This window comes from Rhodococcus sp. 27YEA15 (genome assembly GCF_049739425.1).
Lineage (GTDB): Bacteria > Actinomycetota > Actinomycetes > Mycobacteriales > Mycobacteriaceae > Rhodococcus_F.
This window is the reverse complement of the sequence record NZ_JBMHHW010000001.1, coordinates 2799917-2816888: the sequence shown is the minus strand read 5'-3', so window position 1 is coordinate 2816888 and position 16972 is coordinate 2799917. Positions and strand designations below refer to the sequence as shown.

Genomic DNA, 16972 nt, shown 5'->3' with positions numbered 1-16972 from the left:
GGGTTCAGTCTCCTTCGGTGACCATGACAACGGCTTTGATACTGCCGGGAATTCGATCGGCCTCGAGTGCCTCGCTGGATTGTTCGAGGGTGTACCGACCGGTGACCATCGAATCCAGGTCGACCCGCCCGGCCGCGACCAGTGCGGCTGCGGTCGGCCAGGTGTTCGCGTAGCGGTAGACTCCGGTCAGTACCAGCTCCCGGTTCTGGATGATCGGCACCGGCAGCGGAATCTCGTCGGCACCCATCCCCACCAGAACGACGGTACCCGCTGGGCGAACCGCGTGAATACCGTCGATGACGGCGGCTGTTGCTCCCGATGCGTCGATGAATGCGTTGACGGCAAGTTCGCGGACGTTGCTGATTGTCGGATCCACGACGCTGGTCGCGCCGAAGTCGAGCGCACGTTCGCGTCGTAGTGGGTCGACGTCGGAGACGACGACTTCGGTGGCACCGAACGCCCTCGCCACCTGGGCGGTCAGCATGCCGACCGGCCCGGCGCCGGCGACGAGTACTCGCGATCCCGCTGTGACACCGGCCTTGCGGGCGGACGCGATCGCGACGGACAGCGGCTCGAACAGGGCAGCGGCCTCGTAGGACACCGAGTCGGCGATCCGATGTGCGAAATCAGCTCCGATGGTCACGTAGTCGGTGAGTGCGCCGTCCACCGGCGGCGTGGCGTAGAACTCCATGTGCGGGCACAGATTGTAGTGCCCGGCCTTGGATTCGGTGCTGGTCGGATCCGGTTTCTGCGGTTCGATCGAGACCCGCTGGCCGATCCGGTCAGGGTCCACGCCGGCGCCGACGGCGGCAATTCGCCCGGAGGCTTCGTGCCCGAGAATCAGCGGCCCGGTAACGACGTGCGGCCCGATGCGGCCCTCGCGGAAATAGTGCGCGTCGGATCCGCATACGCCTACGGCGTGTACGCGCACGAGTACCTCGCCGGGAAGGGGAGTGGGGATCGGGCGTTCTGTCATCCGCATCGAACCGGTACCAATCAGGACATTTGCCCTGATCATGCGGGGTAATTCGGCGGAATCGACGAAAGGTGTTGTGTGGGTCACACTGCAGATGTTAGCTTAATGAGCAGAAGAACACCTAGTGAACATTTGATCACGCTGGTGTTGCTCGGCACGACACCGCCGACGGAACAGTTTCGTCGGACCACCCATGATGTGAGGAGCGCGCGTGAACCAGCCTGCAAGTGTGGCGAGGCCGAAACCGGTGCGCACCCCGGCGTCGGAGGACGTCCGGCTCGCACTCAGGGCGGCCACGATGTACCACCTGCAGGGCGCAACGCAAGCGGAGATCGCCGCCAAACTGGGTATTTCCCGACCGACCGCCGGTCGGTTGTTGGCCCGTGCTCGCTCACAGGGTTTGGTTCGGGTCGAGATCGCGGTTCCGGCCGGCGTCGAAGGGACCGTGGACACCGAGTTGGAGGCAAAGCTCGAAGATCGCTTCGGGCTCTCGGAGGTCGTGGTGGTGCCCGAGGCGAATTCCGAATCCGACGAACCGGACTACGATGCACTCGGGCGTCGGGCAGCAGAAGTGCTGGTACGTCGTATTCAGCCGTCGAGCACTCTGGGATTCACATGGGGCCCCGAAACTGTTTCGGTGGCAAGTTCATTGCCGGACAAGGCCGCGAAGTGCTCCGCTGTGGTACAACTGGACGGCTCGATGACGGTGACCGATTACCAGACCGGAGTCGATTTCACCATCGGCCGGTGCGCGCAACAGCTTCAGGCCAACCCTGTTCGTCTCAATGCGCCGCTCTACGCCGACCCGGCAACTGTGGAGTCGATGCGCAACGACTCGGTCATCTCCAAAGCGCTGAAATCCGGAAGTGATTCCGACATCATGGTTTTCGGAGTCGGCGCGGTCTCTACCGCGACGACGTTGTTTGCCGGAAGCTTTGTCGATGCCACCATGCTCGACGAACTCGAGCATCTTGGTGCCGTCGGCGAGATCGGGGGCCGGTTCTACACGATCAACGGTGATCCCGTCGAGGGACGACTACCCGCGCGAACCGTGTCGGTATCCCTCGAAGCAGTCAAATCCTGTGATCAGACCATTCTGGTTTCGGGGGGAACACACAAACGCCAGGCCGTTCTGGGCGCATTGCGCGGAGGGCTGGCAAACGTACTCGTCACCGATGTCGAGTGCGGCCAGTGGTTACTCGATGCCGGCGCGACAGTCGAGTAACCGACTGACATGCAGGTGTGAAGGAAGGTATGCCGTGAAAGCAGGAAGACGAGTGTGGGGGGCTGCGGTGACAGCGCTCTGCCTCCTGGTGTCGGGATGTGCGGGTGCAGGCGCACTCGGTGGTTCCGGCGAACGAACTGTCACCATTGCCATGGTCTCGAACTCGCAGATGCAGGATGCGATCAGTTTGGCCCCGCAATTCGAAGCCGAGAATCCCGGACTCAAACTCAAGTTCATCAGTCTCTCCGAAAATCAGGCACGAGCGAAGATCACGGCATCGACGGCTACCGGTGGCGGTGAATTCGACGTGGTGATGATCAGCAACTACGAGACACCCCAATGGGCGGAGAACGGATGGCTGGCAAACCTCTCCGAATATGCCGACAAGACACCGGGTTACGACGAAAACGACTTCATCCCCTCGATCAAGGACTCGCTCTCGTACGACGGCAGTATGTATTCGGTACCGTTTTACGGTGAGTCGTCCGTGCTGATGTATCGCAAAGACCTCTTCGATCAGGCCGGCATCACCGTCCCCGAGGACCCGACCTGGCAGGAGGTCGCCGACTGGGCTGCCAAGTTCGACAATCCGAGCGCGAAGATGTCGGGAATCTGCCTTCGCGGCAAGCCGGGTTGGGGCGAGGTGCTTGCACCGTTGAACACCGTGATCAACACCTTCGGCGGGCGCTGGTACGACGAGAACTGGAATGCGCAGCTGACCAGTCCCGAGGTGGAGAAAGCAGTTCAGTTCTACGTCGACACGGTGCGTGAACACGGTGAGCCGGGAGCTGCGACAAGCGGTTTCGGTGAGTGCGCGACACAGTTCGCCCAGGGCAACTCGGCGATGTGGTACGACTCCACCTCCGCGGTGTCGGTTCTCGAGGACCCGGCGTCGTCGAAAGTGGTCGGAAAGATCGGCTACGTCACCGCGCCCATGGCGGAGAAGTCGAACCCTGGATGGTTGTACACCTGGGCACTCGGCATCCCACAGTCCGCGAAGAACAAGGACGACGCGTGGAAATTCGTCTCGTGGATGACCGACAAGGAGTACATCGAGAAGGTGGGAACCGAGCTCGGTTGGTCGAGAGTTCCACCGGGAAGCCGACTTTCCACGTACCAGATTCCGCAGTATCAGGAGGCAGCCAAGGCGTTCGGCCCGATCACGCTCGAGTCCATCAACAACGCGGACCCGAAAAATTCCACAGTGCAACCGGTTCCGTACACCGGAGTTCAGTTCCTCACGATTCCCGAGTTCCAGGACCTCGGCACTCGTGTCAGTCAGCAGATCAGTGCCGCTATCGCAGGTCAAAAGAGCGTGAAGGATGCGCTCGATCAGTCGCAGCAGTACGCCGAGGTGGTCGGCAAGACCTATCAGGAGAATCGATGACTACGGTTGCCGAAAACAGAAACCAGGTGGACGACGTTCCGCCCGTCCGCGTCGAGAAGAAGATCTCCCGTGCCGAAGGGTGGCGCCGCCGAGGTCCGCTGCTACCGGCCTTGATCTTCGCCATCGTCGTCACGCAGATCCCGTTCCTCTTCACTCTCTACTACTCGACGCAGTCGTGGAACCTCGTGCGACCGGGCTCGCGGCACTTCAACTGGTTCAACAACTACGTCGACGTCTTCAAGGACAGTCAGTTCCGCGAAGTCGCCCTCAACACGGTGATCATGATCGTGGGAACCGTCGTCATCTCGGTGATCTTGGGCCTGGCGTTGGCGCTACTTCTCGATCGGGCATTCCTCGGGCGCGGCATCGTGCGAACCCTGCTGATCACACCTTTCCTCATCACCCCCGTCGCCGGAGCGCTGCTGTGGAAGACGACGATGTTCGACCCCGTCTTCGGAATCGTGAACTTCGTGCTCTCTCCGTTCGGGGTCGGTCAGGTCGACTGGGTGAGCAAGTTCCCCCTCGCAGCGGTGATGGTCAACCTGATCTGGCAGTGGACACCGTTCATGATGCTGCTCATCCTCGCCGGCCTGCAGTCGATGCCCCGTGACATTCTCGAAGCGGCGCGAGTGGACGGAGCGACACCATTGGCGATGTTCCGCGAACTTACGCTGCCGCACCTGCGTCGCTTCATCGAACTCGGAGCCGTTCTCGGGGCGATCTACCTGGTCAACACCTTCGACGCGGTGTACATGATGACTTCGGGTGGGCCGGGGGGTGGCGAGCTCGAACCTGCCCTTCTACATCTACCAGCGCGCATTCCTCGGCTTCGACGTCGGGCAAGCCGCGGCGATGGGTGTCGTGACCGTGGTCGCGACGATGATCGTCTCGACTCTCGCGCTCCGATTGATCTTCAAGAGCTTCACCGGCAACGAGGAGGCGGCGTGATGAGCACCGCGACAACCGAACCCACGACCATCGATCAGCCCGTCGTGAAGAAAAAGAAGAAGAACAAGTTCAGTCCGTGGTCGGTGGTGGCCTGGATCGTGGCACTCGGGTTCTTCTTCCCGGTGTTGTGGATGGTCCTGACGGCCTTCAAGACCGAAGCCGACGCCTACACCGATCCGCCGAAGCTCTTCTTCACACCCACCCTCGAGCAGTTTCGGGCCGTCCTCGACTCGGGCTTGGGTACGACGCTGGCGAACTCGGCGTTCGCCACCGCGATGTCGACGATTCTCGTACTGCTGCTCGGCATACCTGCGGCCTTCGCGCTGTCGTTGCGACCGGTCAAGAAAACCAAGGACGTTCTGTTCTTCTTCATCAGCACCAAGATGCTCCCCGTCGTTGCGGCGATCGTGCCGCTGTACGTGATCGTCAACGACATCGGTCTGCTCGACAACATCTGGGCACTCGTCATCTTGTACACGTCGATGAATCTGCCGATCGCGGTGTGGATGATGCGCTCGTTCTTCCTCGAAGTACCCGGTGAGTTGCTCGAGGCCGCGAGTATGGACGGTGCGAGCCTGTGGACGTCGGTCCGTGAGGTGATTCTGCCCCTGATATCACCGGGTATCGCGGCAACAGCCCTGATTTGCGTCATCTTCTCCTGGAACGAATTCTTCTTCGCCGTCAACTTGACAGCTGTTCAGGCGCAGACGATTCCGGTGTTCTTGGTCGGCTTCATCACCGGCGAGGGCTTGTACTGGGCCCGATTGTCCGCAGCGGCGACCATGGCCGCACTTCCCGTCATTCTGGCCGGCTGGTTCGCTCAGAACAAGCTCGTGCGCGGCCTGTCCTTCGGCGCGATCAAGTAATCGCCTCCCCTTCTCTTTCAGGAGTTACGTCATGGCTCGGATTTCCTACCGAAAAGCATCGTGCATCTACGAAGGTGCCGGAACACTGGCAGTCGATTCTCTCGATCTCGATATCGAGGACGGTGAATTCGTCGTCCTGGTCGGACCTTCCGGCTCCGGTAAGTCCACAGCACTGCGCATGTTGGCCGGCCTCGAGGACATCGACTCGGGGGCGATCACCATCAACGACAAGGACATGACCGGGGTGCCGTCCAAAGACCGCGACATCGCGATGGTGTTCCAGAACTACGCTCTCTACCCGAACAAGACGGTCGGGGAGAACATGGGCTTCGCGCTCAAGATGCGCGGCGTCCCGGTAGAGGAGCGGAAGAAGAAGGTGGCCGAGGCGGCGAAACTGCTCGACCTCACGGACTATCTCGACCGTAAACCGGCGAAGCTGTCCGGTGGCCAGCGTCAACGTGTGGCGATGGGCCGCGCCATCGTCCGCAATCCGCAGGTGTTCTGCATGGACGAGCCGCTGTCGAACCTCGACGCCAAGCTTCGGGTTCAGACCCGTACGCAGATTGCGGCTCTGCAACGGCGGCTCGGTACCACCACCGTCTACGTCACCCACGATCAGGTGGAGGCCATGACCATGGGGGACAGGGTCGCTGTTCTCAAAGACGGAAAGCTGCAACAGTTCGCCTCGCCCACCGAACTCTACGATCACCCAGCCAATGCGTTTGTCGCCGGGTTCATCGGCTCGCCGGGCATGAATCTGGTGACGGCACCGGTGAGCAGGGGCGGGGTTCGGTTCGGATCGGTGGACGTTCCCCTCGAACGTGAGCAGTTGACGGCGATCGCCGCTGCCGGCCTCGACAGTGTGACGGTGGGGATTCGTCCCGAACAGTTCCGGGTTGTCGAGGCAGGAAAAGGAATTGCGGCACAGATCGACCTGGTGGAAGAACTCGGCAACGAGTCGTACATCTACGCACACGTACCCGGTACCGAATCCGAGCCGATCGCGTTGGTGGCTCGTACCGGTGGTCGGTCGAAACTCCAACATGGCCAGACATTGGGGTTCGAACGAGTGGACGGTCCCGTTCATCTGTTCGACCCGGCTACCGGACAACGCGTCGGCGTCTGACCCACGCAAGCGTGACCTGCCCGATGTCGTCCCCCTCCGCGTCGGGCAGGTCACTTCCACGTGTTCACGAGAGGCGAGAATTCAGGTGCAAGCGAGCAATCCACTCGGACACGGTCACGATAGTGTTCACTCATGAATGCGCATTACGAGCATGCCGTGGCGGTATGCGGCGAAGGCCTGGTCGATCTGGTTCCGGTGGGTGAGAACTTCGCACCCAAGCTGGGCGGCGGACCGTTCAACGTGGCCGTGGCGCTGGGGCGGCTCGGCACGAAGACCTCGTTCGTCTCCAGGCTGTCCGACGACGTGTTCGGTGACCGCATGATCGCGTCGTTGACAGCGGCAAATGTCGACGTCGCCGATGTGCAGCGCGGTCCGGAACCGACCACTCTCGCGGTGGTCAACCTTTCGTCGGACGGGAGCGCGCGGTACAGCTTCTATCTCGAAGGGACGGCAGACCGCGAATTCGTCCGCCCGGAATTACCCGACGCGCAGGCCTTCTCCTTCGGCACCTTGTCCTTGGTGTTGGAACCCGGCGCGTCCGCATACGAAGCACTTCTACACGAAGCGCACGATCAAGGTCGACTGACCATGGTGGACCCCAATATTCGATCTGCCGTCATCGGCGATCAGGAAGGCTATCGTCGACGGTTTCGCAATTGGCTGCCCTCGATCGACATCCTCAAGGTCAGCGACGACGACGCAGCATGGCTCGGTTCCACCGACGGACGTGAATGGCTCGGTTCCACCGACAGACGTGAATGGCTCGGTTCCACCGACGGACGTGAATGGCTCGGTTCCACCGACGGACGTGACGGAGTGGGGGCAATCCTGCTCACCCCGCGGCGGCGACGGACTGACGGTGATCACCGACGCATTCGAGGTGTCGGTGCCGGCTCCGACGGTGACGGTGTCCGACACGATCGGAGCCGGCGACACCGCCCACGGCGCTCTGCTCGCCTATCTCGACGCACACGGGGCACTCGATCCGCAGTCGGTGCGAGGATTTGGCGAGAACGACTGGCGCGACGCCTTGACCTACGCCGCCCGGGCTGCCGCGATCACTGTCTCCCGTCCCGGCGCCGATCCGCCGACGTCGGCCGACATGGGGTAGCCGCGGTATCGAGGGAGCGCCGCGTACTACGAACGCAGTACCTGGAATCGACGACGTATGCACGATGTGCGACGGGGTGCTCGACCGGCAGAGTCGTGTCATGTCGATTTTTCTGTACAAACTCGCGCGATTCGCGTTTCGGCGGCGACTGGCGATGGTGGGTTTCTGGCTGGTGACGCTCGTACTGGGCGGAATCGGAGCGGCGACGCTGTCCGGGCCCACCGTCGATGCCTTCTCCATTCCGGGTACCGAATCGCAAGCTGCCCAAGATCTTCTGGCCGAGCGCTTTCCCGAGGCCGCCGCAGGTGGAGCCGGTGCTCGCGTCGTGTTCGAATCGCCGAGCGGAACCACGCTGACAGATCCGGGCGTGCAGCAGTCCGTGAAGACCCTGGTGTCCACCCTCGGTCAGGATCCGGAAGTGGCTGAGGTCTCCGACCCCTACACCGGCGGCGGCGTATCTCCGGACGGAACCATCGGATACCTGCAGGTCTCGTACACGCAGAATCCGATCGACCTTCCGGACAGCTCACGGGAGATGGTGAAGAACGCGGTTGCCGAGGCGTCGAAGTCCGGACTTGCGGTCGACGTGTCAGGCAGCGTGCTGGTCGAAACGGGCGCCGAATCGCTCGGTGAAATCATCGGCGTCGCTATCGCAGCAGTGGTGCTGACCGTCACCTTCGGCTCACTCGTCGCCGCCGGGCTTCCTCTGATCAGTGCGCTGGTCGGAATCGGTATCGCCGTCAGTACCATCACCATTGCCACCGGATTCATCGAATTAGGCTCCAGCACCACTATTCTCGCGCTGATGCTCGGACTCGCCGTAGCGATCGACTATTCGCTGTTCATCGTCTCACGCTATCGAGCAGAACTGCGTGACGGTCACGAACCCGAGATCGCTGCCGGACGGGCCGGTGGAACAGCCGGTTCGGCAGTGGTATTCGCCGGTCTGACAGTCGTGATCGCGCTGGCAGGATTGTTTGTCGTGAACATCCCGTTCCTGACGACCATGGGATTGGCGGCGGCTTTCGCCGTCGCGGTCGCCGTGGTGATCTCGCTGACCCTGCTTCCTGCCACGCTCGGATTCGCGGGATCTCGCGTGCTGACTCGATCCGATCGACGGCTACTTGCCTCCGGAATGGCTCTGACGGAGCAGAAGCCAACTGTTCGTGGCGGAACACGTTGGGCACGATGGGTTATCGCACATCGTATCCCGGTTCTCGTAGCTGCGGTGCTCGGCCTCGGCCTCCTGGCGATCCCGGCTGTGGGGATCAAGCTGAGTCTGGCAAGCCCGCCCGCGCCGGACACCACCGTTGCCCGGGCGACCGATCGTCTCACCGAGGGCTTCGGTGCCGGTTTCAACGGACCACTGATGGTGGTCGTGGATGTCGCTCTGGCCCCTGATCCCGCGTCGGCGCTGGCAGCGACGCAGGAAACGGTCAGTGGGCTCGCCGGCGTCGTTGCAGCGAGCCCACCGGTGCCCAATGCGGCGGGCGACACCGCGATCATGACCGTGATCCCGGCCGGTGGCCCTGAATCGGAGGCTACCCAGACCCTGGTCGCGGACCTCAGAGATTCGGCAAACGCGCTGAAGGAGCGCACTGGAGCGGCCATGTCGGTGACAGGACAGACCGCCATCACCATCGACGTCTCGAAGCGACTTTCCGACGCACTGGTTCCCTATCTCGCCCTGGTGGTTGGCCTTGCCTTCGTGCTCCTGATGCTGGTGTTACCGGTCGATCCTGGTACCGCTCAAGGCGACCCTCGGGTTCCTGCTCTCGATCGGGGCCACGTTCGGGGTACTCGTTGCCATCTTCCAGTGGGGTTGGTTCGCCGGGTTGCTCGGCATCGAAGGTCAGACCGGTGCGATCGTGGCCATGCTGCCGATATTCATGGTCGGCATCGTATTCGGCCTCGCCATGGACTATCAGGTATTCCTGGTGACCCGCATGCGAGAGTCCTACGTCCACGGCGCGGGACCCGACGAGTCCGTGGTCACGGGCTTCGATCACGGCGCGCGCGTGGTGACTGCGGCGGCGCTGATCATGATTGCGGTGTTCGCGGGTTTCATCTTCGGCGGCGAGGCCTTCATCATGCAGATCGGCCTAGGACTTGCGGTCGCCGTCCTGTTCGACGCCTTCGTGATTCGAATGACGGTCGTCCCGGCGGTGATGTCGTTGCTCGGTGACCGCGCCTGGTGGTTCCCGACGTGGCTCGACCGTCTCGTGCCGAACGTCGACGTCGAAGGCGAGCAATTGACGACGATGCTGGGCGATCAGCCCGAGCGTCGAACCGAAACCGTCCTGACGAGCTCGCGCTGACGCCGGATACGGTTGATCGGTGACGGCAACTTCCGCCTGGAGTCGATGGCGAACGAATCACCCTCGGATCGTGGACGTAGGTCTGGGGGTAGTGGTGCTGGCGATCGCAGTCGGAACGCAACGGATCGACCTGGACGGTAGGGGCGCGCGCGACCTGACCGCGGGGGGAGTGGTACTCGCGCTCGTCGAATTCGTCGCCGTGGTTCAGCGACGTAAACATCCATGGGCGGCACTGGTGGTGGCGGTAGCGGTCTCGATGGTGATGATAGGGGCAGCATCGCTGTCGAACACCGGACTCGGACTGTCGGTGATCGTGTGTCTGTTCCACATCGCGAGTGAGAACGATCGTCGGCGGACCGCTGTCACCGCCGTCGCGGTGGCAGCGGCGTTGGCGACGACGTCGTTGCTCATCGGTGATCGTGACAAGCCGTTGCTGGACGGAATCGTTCTGATGTCCTGGCCGCTGCTCGCCGCGTTCGCGGGTGCCGAAACATACTCGCGCCGCGCGTATCTACAGTCTCTCGTCGAACGTGCGGAACAAGCCGAGCGGCTACGGGAAGAGGAAGCGCGTCATCGCGTCGTCGAAGAGCGCATGCGCATTGCACGGGATCTGCACGATGTGGTGGCGCACCACATCGCATTGGTGAATCTCCAGGTGGGGGTCGCGTCACATCTGATCGATCGAGATCCCCACAAGGCAGTGGCGGCGTTGCGAGGTGTAGAACAGACGTCGGCTGCTGCCCTGGACGAGATTCGAGCGACGGTCGGTTTGCTGCGAGGCCCCGACGGTGATGATTCGACAGAACCGGCACCAGGTCTGCGTGATCTCACCGAGTTGATCGGCCAGTTCACCGGCGCCGGAATGACGGTGGCGGTGCGAGTGAGCGGCGAGCCACGGCCGCTCGGTCCGGCGGTGGATCTGACGGCCTACCGCATTGTTCAGGAGGCGTTGTCGAATGCCGGCAGGCACGCGTTACCGGGACCGGTGACCGTTTCGCTGACGTACGAGGGCGCCGTCCTCACCGTGGTGGTCGAGAACCGGGGGAGGGCGGTGTCGGCCTCTGCTGGTTCGGGTTTCGGGTTGCGGGGGATGCGGGAGCGGGCGCAGGCACTCGGGGGCGACATCACGGCGGGCCCCGATGCGGACGGAGGATTCCGGGTTGTCGCTCAACTGCCCGTGACCTCGGAAACCTGGGACGAGGAGAACCGGTGACGATACGGGTGGTGGTTGCCGACGATCAGGCGTTGTTTCGGGAAACTCTGGCGTTGCTGATCGGTTCCGAAGACGACATGGAGGTGGTGGCGGAAGTCGAAGACGGCGCCGCCGCGTTTCGAGCCGCGCTCGAGCATCGACCCCATGTCGTTCTCATGGATATCAGGATGCCAGGGACGAGTGGTGTGGAGGGCACCGCGATGATCTCCGAACACCCTGATCTCGTCGACGTTCACGTTCTGATCCTGACGACGTTCGAAGTGGACGAACATGTCGCTCAGGCCATCCGGGCGGGGGCAGGCGGATTCATCGGAAAAGGCATCAGGGCGGATGCATTGGTGGACGCCGTTCGAACCGTTGCCCGCGGCGAATCGTTGTTGTCGCCGCTGGCAACACGCGCGCTGATCGCAAGATTCCTCGCCAATCCGACGTCCGATACCTCGGTGGCGGTGTTCGAGCAGTTGACTCCGCGTGAACGGGAAGTAGTTGTGCTGGTGGCGATGGGACGTACCAACGACGAGATCGCGGCCGAGTTGGTGATCAGCGCTGTCACCGCCAAAACCCACGTCAACCGAGCGATGACCAAGCTCGGTGCGCGAGATCGTGCACAATTGGTCGTCCTGGCATATCAGTGCGGACTTGTCGTGCCCGGTCGACGACCGGACTAATCATACGGCGGTCGCCTCGTGTGGAGGGATCGCACAGTCGCGTCCTCGACTCGTGCAGGCGAGCACGTTTCGATACTCCTCGATTGTGGCTGTGGTCACTTGTCAGCTCTCGTTCGTTCCGGCGTGCGGCCGCTGTCCGGCATGTTCGTCCGGCCGTCAGAACCTCTGTGACCTCGGCATGGGCCTGTTCCGCGGCCAGTCGACCGGTGACGGCAGCTGTCGAATTCAGGCATGCGGCGAGAAGGTCGTCCCGATGTGCCTACTCGGAACGTCCTACCCGTACGTGACGGTGCACGAGTGGCGCAGAAACGATCATCACCCGCCGGTGAGATGAAAGGTGAATACGTCGAGGAGGCGATGATCTCGACGGCGAAGGCCGGACGATGCGTCGTCACCGCGATGGGCCATCTCATCGGCATGGACGTGAAGCTGAATCTGTTCCTGACGTCGATGTTGCAGAAGGATTTGCGCGACACTATCTTCGGCGGCGGCAGCGTGTGCCGGTATCGTCGGTGGCGGCAGCGCGTGCCGAAGGTGCTGTCGATGTACAGGGTGGGCACGCTCGAACTCGATGCCATGATCACCCGGACGTACTCGCTCGACGATGTGAACGACGGCTACCAGGACATGCTGGACGGCAAGAATATCCGAGGTGTGATCCGGTACACCGAAGCCGACTGGTGATCGACGACGCCGACGGCCGTAGCCGTATCCTGATCGGATGCACAGCCTCGAGATGGTAGAACAGTGGCCCGTCGACAACGCGGCAGCAGTCGTCCTCAACGGAGGGTCTTCGGCTCTCGACGAACGTATTCACGCTGTCGTCGGCGACCAGGAACGGGTATACCCGTTGGCATCGGTGACGAAACTGTTGTGCGCCTACGCGATTCTGGTTGCCGTCGAGGAAGGGGCAGTCGAGTTGGATCAGGCTGCCGGACCGGACGGGTCGACGGTACGGCATCTGCTCGCACATGCGTCGGGGCTGGCGTTCGCGGAACACCGGGTGCAGGCCGCGGTCGGTGCGAAGAGAATCTATTCGAGCGCAGGGTTCGAAGTCCTCGCAGACTTTCTCACCGAGCAGACCGGAATCGACTTCGCCGACTATCTGCGCGGTGCGGTATTCGAGCCGCTGTCGATGGGTACAGCGGCATTGGTGGGCCCGGCCGGACACGGTGCTCAGGCCTCGGCGGTGGATCTGTCGAGGTTTGCGGCGGAGCTCCTCACGCCCACTCTGATCTCGCCGCAGTTGTTCCAGCAGGCGAGATCCGTGCAGTTCGCAGGTCTCGACGGTGTACTCCCCGGTTACGGATCGCAGCGCCCCAACGACTGGGGTCTGGGCTTCGAGATCCGAGGTGACAAGAGCCCGCACTGGACGGGCGATGGCAATTCGGCGGCAACGTTCGGCCATTTCGGCCAGACCGGAACGTTCCTGTGGGTCGACCCAGCGCTCGCTGTCGCCACGGTAGTGTTGACCGATCGCGCGTTCGGGGACTGGGCTAAGCCGTTATGGTCTGGATTGTCCGACAGTGTCGTTTTGGAAATGTCCCGTTAATGAACATTTTTACACGGAACCACTGGCGCAACACAGGCAACACAAGGCACACTGGTCAACCGAGCAGGCTGCACTGAATCGGCAGAGGTCGTTGGGGAAGACGTCCCTCGTCGAAGCAGGAGGCTCGTAGTGCGCGAAACAGATCAATTCGCGGACGTGACGACTGGTGTGGTCTACATCCACTCGTCGCCCGCGGCGCTGTGCCCACACGTGGATTGGGCTCTGTCCTCCACGTTGGACAGACCTGCCAAACTCAAGTGGACGGCTCAGCCTGCCTACGGTGGGCACTTGCGGGCGAGTGCCGAGTGGGTAGGTAGCGTCGGAACCGGTGCCCGACTGGTCGATTCGCTGAAAGTATGGCCCATGCTCCGCTTCGAGGTGACCGAGGACCCGAGCTACGGCGTCGACGGTGAACGGTACTCGCACTGTCCGGCCCTGGGGCTGTGGCGCGGATCCACCAGCGCCAACGGCGATGTCGTGGTGGGGGAGATGCGCCTGAAATCGATCCTCGACTCCGGCGGTGACATCGCCACACAGATCGACCACGCGATGGGTACCCCGTGGGACGCGGAACTCGAGCCGTACCGTAGCTCCGGCGAAGGTGCCGAAGTCACGTGGCTGCATCGACGGGTCGGCTGAGTGGTCCGTTCGGCACCGTCGTGCAGACGGATGCCGAACGGGTCAGGGGCCTGAGATCGTCTGTCGATCGAGACCGTGTAGCTCCTCGGTGGCCGCGGCCGGTGAGAGTCGGTACTCTCCGTGGGCCGCCACGGTCGTGAAGATGCGTTTGAGATGCTGGTGGTATACCTCGAGTTGGGTCCGTGCTGCGGCGGTGTCAGGCGTTTGGCTGCCGAGATAGAGATGCCGTGCGTCGCGGTTGAACCACATCGATGCGTTCGACGTTTCACCTTCGCCGGTGAACTCCATCGCTCCCTCGTACGGTGGCGTCCCGACACCCGGGAACCATCGAAAATCGATATACGACAACATGTTAGGACTTGCGGCCACATCATGCCCGGCTACTCCTGCCTCGAGTAGCGCCAACAACACGGACCGAATGGGTACGTCGGCCAGCCGTTTGGCACGAAGATGACCGGCATGCGCGGCCGCTACCAGTTCGGTGAACGTCGACGTCGCCCCGACGTGGAACGCCACCGGCGCAAAACTGCACATCCATCCTTGGGAGAGGTGGAAATTACCCAGCCCGCGACTGCTCAACACACTCATCCCGTAGTAGTCGGACCTCCCGGCGAGCTCGTAGTCGGCGATCGAGACGGCCGCGTATATCCCACTGATCAGCTTTCCGCCGGCAGCCTTGCACACGGCGTCGAACGAGACCGTCGACGGAGCGTCGAGCAGGTCCAGTTCGACGGGCCGGACGGGCGCCGTCTGACCAGGCGTGAGGCCCAGATCGAGCGAAAACGACGGCATCTTGTTGCCGTTGTCCGCAAATATCGTCAGCCATTCACGAACCTCGGGAGATTCGGTGTCGTACGCGGCGGCACGTTCGTGTTCCGCCCGTGCGTAGACACTGAAACCGTCGGTGAGCGCGGTCGTGTACGGACTCGGTGTGGTGGCGGATATTTCTGATTGGTAGAGGTCTGCCAGTTCGGAGAAGGCGAGTGCTTGCGACGCGCCGTCGGTGAACGCGTGATCACATCCGTAGTACAGCGTGAATCCACCTGGTCTGAGCACCGCTCCGAATGCGAAGCCCGGCCACCTGACTGATGTTGCCTCACTCTCGAATCGGGCAAGGATGTAAGCCTGGAAATCTACGGAATCGGTGAGGTCTCCCGCATCGGCCGCCTCGAAATCGATTGCCGAACGGTCTACTCTGTGCACCACCGGGATACCGCCGTCGGCACTGAAGAAGGTGTGAAGTACGTCGTGTCGGTGTACGAAGCGGGTCAGTGCTCGGGTCAAGGCAACGACATCGAGATCGCCGTCGACTTCGGATGCGACTCCGAGGAATGCTCGGTGGCTCTCGCCTCGGCTTTTCTTGGCCAGGTATCCCTGAACGTGATTCTCCTGCAGGAATGTCGGAGGTATCGAGTCGGCAGGTGCGGCGTCTGCGATGATCCGTGCCCGGTGTGTGGGTTGCCACTCCAACAGGGTTCCGGGATCCGGCTTCCAATTACGTATCGACGTGATGATCATGACTGCCCTGCTTTCGACATACCGATCCGGAGACAGCCGGCGACACCGTATTGCGTTGTCCCTGTTGAAAATATGGGGTCAACGCTACACCTGGCGACGTCGCACGACAGGCTGGATCCGAGGACTGGACGTAATCTTCGTCATGTCTGCGCATCATTGTCGCTCAGGTAACAGTGGCACCAGTCCTGACATTTCGGGTGGATGAACGACACATGGCCCCGACGTAAGATCGCCTGCGAGGTGGCACGGATACCTTGTCGCTCAATGAAATAACGCGCACACGTAGATTGCCGGCCGCTTGTCAGCGAGCAGAGCCGAGCATATGCTCCTGGCAGCGTCACCACGGGAGACCGTCCGTCGCCGCTGGAGATTCAGAAGTGGGGGGACAGACACATGCACTGGCCGGCGTTTCGAGCCTCGCAGTGGGGGAGGGGCGATCAGGCCGGGCGCTCGGCGGACACGCCGGTCGACCGAAGTGGAATGCGCGCGTGGTAGCTGACGTCGCAGGCCAGGTCCAGCGAAGAGAACCGCAGCGAAGCGACTTTCCGTGACGAATCGAGAGATCAGGAAGGTTTCGGCATGGCGCATGCGATCGCAGCAAAACCGATATTCGATATATCTCGACCGCGCGATCGAGTGGTGCCCCATCGCGTCGATGTGGCCCAGTCGATTTCGCAATCCGGCACCCTTGCGTTGCGTGGACTGCTGAAACTTCGTCATACACCTCAACAACTCTTCGACGTCTTCGCCTTGCCCGTCGTCTTCGCGGTCATGTTCTCGAGTATTTTCGGTGGCGCCATCTCAGGTACAACCGGTGCCTACTTGCCGACATTGATTCCAGGACTGTTGGTTCAGGTGGCGATCGCCGCATCCGTGTCGACAGGTGTCCAGTTGCGGGAAGACATGAACAAAGGGGTCTACGACCGCTTCAGATCCTTGCCCATTGCACGTATCGCACCGCTCGCAGGCGCGTTGCTGGCCAATATGGTTCGGTACGTCATCGCGGTCTTCATGACTGTCGTCGTCGGCCTGGTTATGGGATATCGCCCCGGAAGCGTGCCAGGACTGTTCGTCGCCGGTCTTCTCGTCGTCGTTGTGGCCTTCGCGCTCAGCTGGATCTTCGCGTTGATGGGTGTACTGATGGACAAAGCTTCCACTGTGCAAGGTATTTCGATGCTCGTTCTCATCCCGTTGACATTCATGTCGAACGCACTTGTTCCAGTCGCGACCATGCCCGGATGGATGCAGGCGGGCGCAAATCTCAATCCGGTTTCACATCTTGTCTCAGCCGTTCGAGCCCTCGCGAACGACGGAGGTTTCAGTGGTCAGATCGGCTGGTCGTTGTTCGGCGCTACCGCTGTTCTGGCCGTGTTCGCGCCGGTGACTCTGCGTGTCTACACGCGTAGGGCTTGAGAAAGGGATGCG

General features: G+C 62.1%; 12 protein-coding genes and 3 pseudogenes. 13 read left to right on the top strand and 2 right to left on the bottom strand.

The genetic code is table 11. The features are described from left to right. Positions 1–4: 4 nt before the first annotated feature. The gene (locus tag ABH922_RS13020) at positions 5–1015 is read right to left on the bottom strand and encodes an NAD(P)-dependent alcohol dehydrogenase (RefSeq protein ID WP_424809663.1); all 1011 of its coding nucleotides are present in this window, start codon (positions 1013–1015) and stop codon (positions 5–7) included. A 172-nt stretch (positions 1016–1187) separates the two neighbouring features. Between ABH922_RS13020 and ABH922_RS13015 the strand changes: the two genes are divergently transcribed. From ABH922_RS13015 to ABH922_RS12960, 12 genes and pseudogenes are all read left to right on the top strand, one after another. Further along, positions 1188–2201, top strand: a complete 1014-nt coding sequence (locus ABH922_RS13015; protein ID WP_424807311.1) for a sugar-binding transcriptional regulator — start codon at positions 1188–1190, stop codon at positions 2199–2201. Positions 2202–2235: 34 nt separating this feature from the next. Further along, positions 2236–3588 carry an ABC transporter substrate-binding protein gene (locus tag ABH922_RS13010; protein WP_424807310.1) on the top strand — a complete coding sequence of 451 codons (1353 nt, stop codon included), beginning with the start codon at positions 2236–2238 and terminating at the stop codon, positions 3586–3588. Further along, positions 3585–4536: pseudogene (locus ABH922_RS13005) on the top strand (carbohydrate ABC transporter permease). The gene ABH922_RS13010 and the pseudogene ABH922_RS13005 overlap by 4 nt, the downstream one beginning before the upstream one ends. Continuing rightward, positions 4536–5402 (top strand): carbohydrate ABC transporter permease, encoded by an 867-nt coding sequence (locus ABH922_RS13000; protein WP_424807309.1) that lies wholly within the window; start codon positions 4536–4538, stop codon positions 5400–5402. The pseudogene ABH922_RS13005 and the gene ABH922_RS13000 overlap by 1 nt, the downstream one beginning before the upstream one ends. 31 nt (positions 5403–5433) lie before the next feature. After that, on the top strand, positions 5434–6528 hold the full coding sequence (locus ABH922_RS12995; protein WP_424807308.1) for an ABC transporter ATP-binding protein: 1095 nt from the start codon (positions 5434–5436) through the stop codon (positions 6526–6528). A gap of 132 nt (positions 6529–6660) precedes the next feature. After that, positions 6661–7639, top strand: a pseudogene (locus ABH922_RS12990) (carbohydrate kinase family protein). A 100-nt stretch (positions 7640–7739) separates the two neighbouring features. Continuing rightward, positions 7740–9957 (top strand): annotated as a pseudogene (locus ABH922_RS12985) (MMPL family transporter). A gap of 19 nt (positions 9958–9976) precedes the next feature. Then, positions 9977–11170 (top strand): sensor histidine kinase, encoded by a 1194-nt coding sequence (locus tag ABH922_RS12980; RefSeq protein WP_424807307.1) that lies wholly within the window; start codon positions 9977–9979, stop codon positions 11168–11170. Beyond that, on the top strand, positions 11167–11838 hold the full coding sequence (locus tag ABH922_RS12975) for a response regulator transcription factor (protein ID WP_424807306.1): 672 nt from the start codon (positions 11167–11169) through the stop codon (positions 11836–11838). The genes ABH922_RS12980 and ABH922_RS12975 overlap by 4 nt, the downstream gene beginning before the upstream one ends. A gap of 255 nt (positions 11839–12093) precedes the next feature. After that, entirely contained in the window at positions 12094–12522 is a 429-nt protein-coding gene (locus tag ABH922_RS12970) for a hypothetical protein (RefSeq protein ID WP_424807305.1), read from the top strand. 37 nt (positions 12523–12559) lie between these two features. Next, the gene (locus ABH922_RS12965) at positions 12560–13390 is read left to right on the top strand and encodes a serine hydrolase domain-containing protein (RefSeq protein ID WP_424807304.1); all 831 of its coding nucleotides are present in this window, start codon (positions 12560–12562) and stop codon (positions 13388–13390) included. Between the two features lie 129 nt (positions 13391–13519). Beyond that, a complete protein-coding gene (locus ABH922_RS12960) occupies positions 13520–14029 on the top strand; it encodes a DUF3145 domain-containing protein (RefSeq protein WP_424807303.1) in 510 nt (169 codons plus the stop codon). Positions 14030–14071: 42 nt separating this feature from the next. Here the strand turns inward: ABH922_RS12960 and ABH922_RS12955 are convergent, their stop codons facing one another. Further along, the gene (locus ABH922_RS12955) at positions 14072–15547 is read right to left on the bottom strand and encodes a condensation domain-containing protein (protein WP_424807302.1); all 1476 of its coding nucleotides are present in this window, start codon (positions 15545–15547) and stop codon (positions 14072–14074) included. 579 nt (positions 15548–16126) lie between these two features. Here ABH922_RS12955 and ABH922_RS12950 point away from each other — a divergent pair. Beyond that, positions 16127–16960 (top strand): ABC transporter permease, encoded by an 834-nt coding sequence (locus tag ABH922_RS12950; RefSeq protein ID WP_424807301.1) that lies wholly within the window; start codon positions 16127–16129, stop codon positions 16958–16960. The last annotated feature ends 12 nt before the right edge of the window (positions 16961–16972 follow it).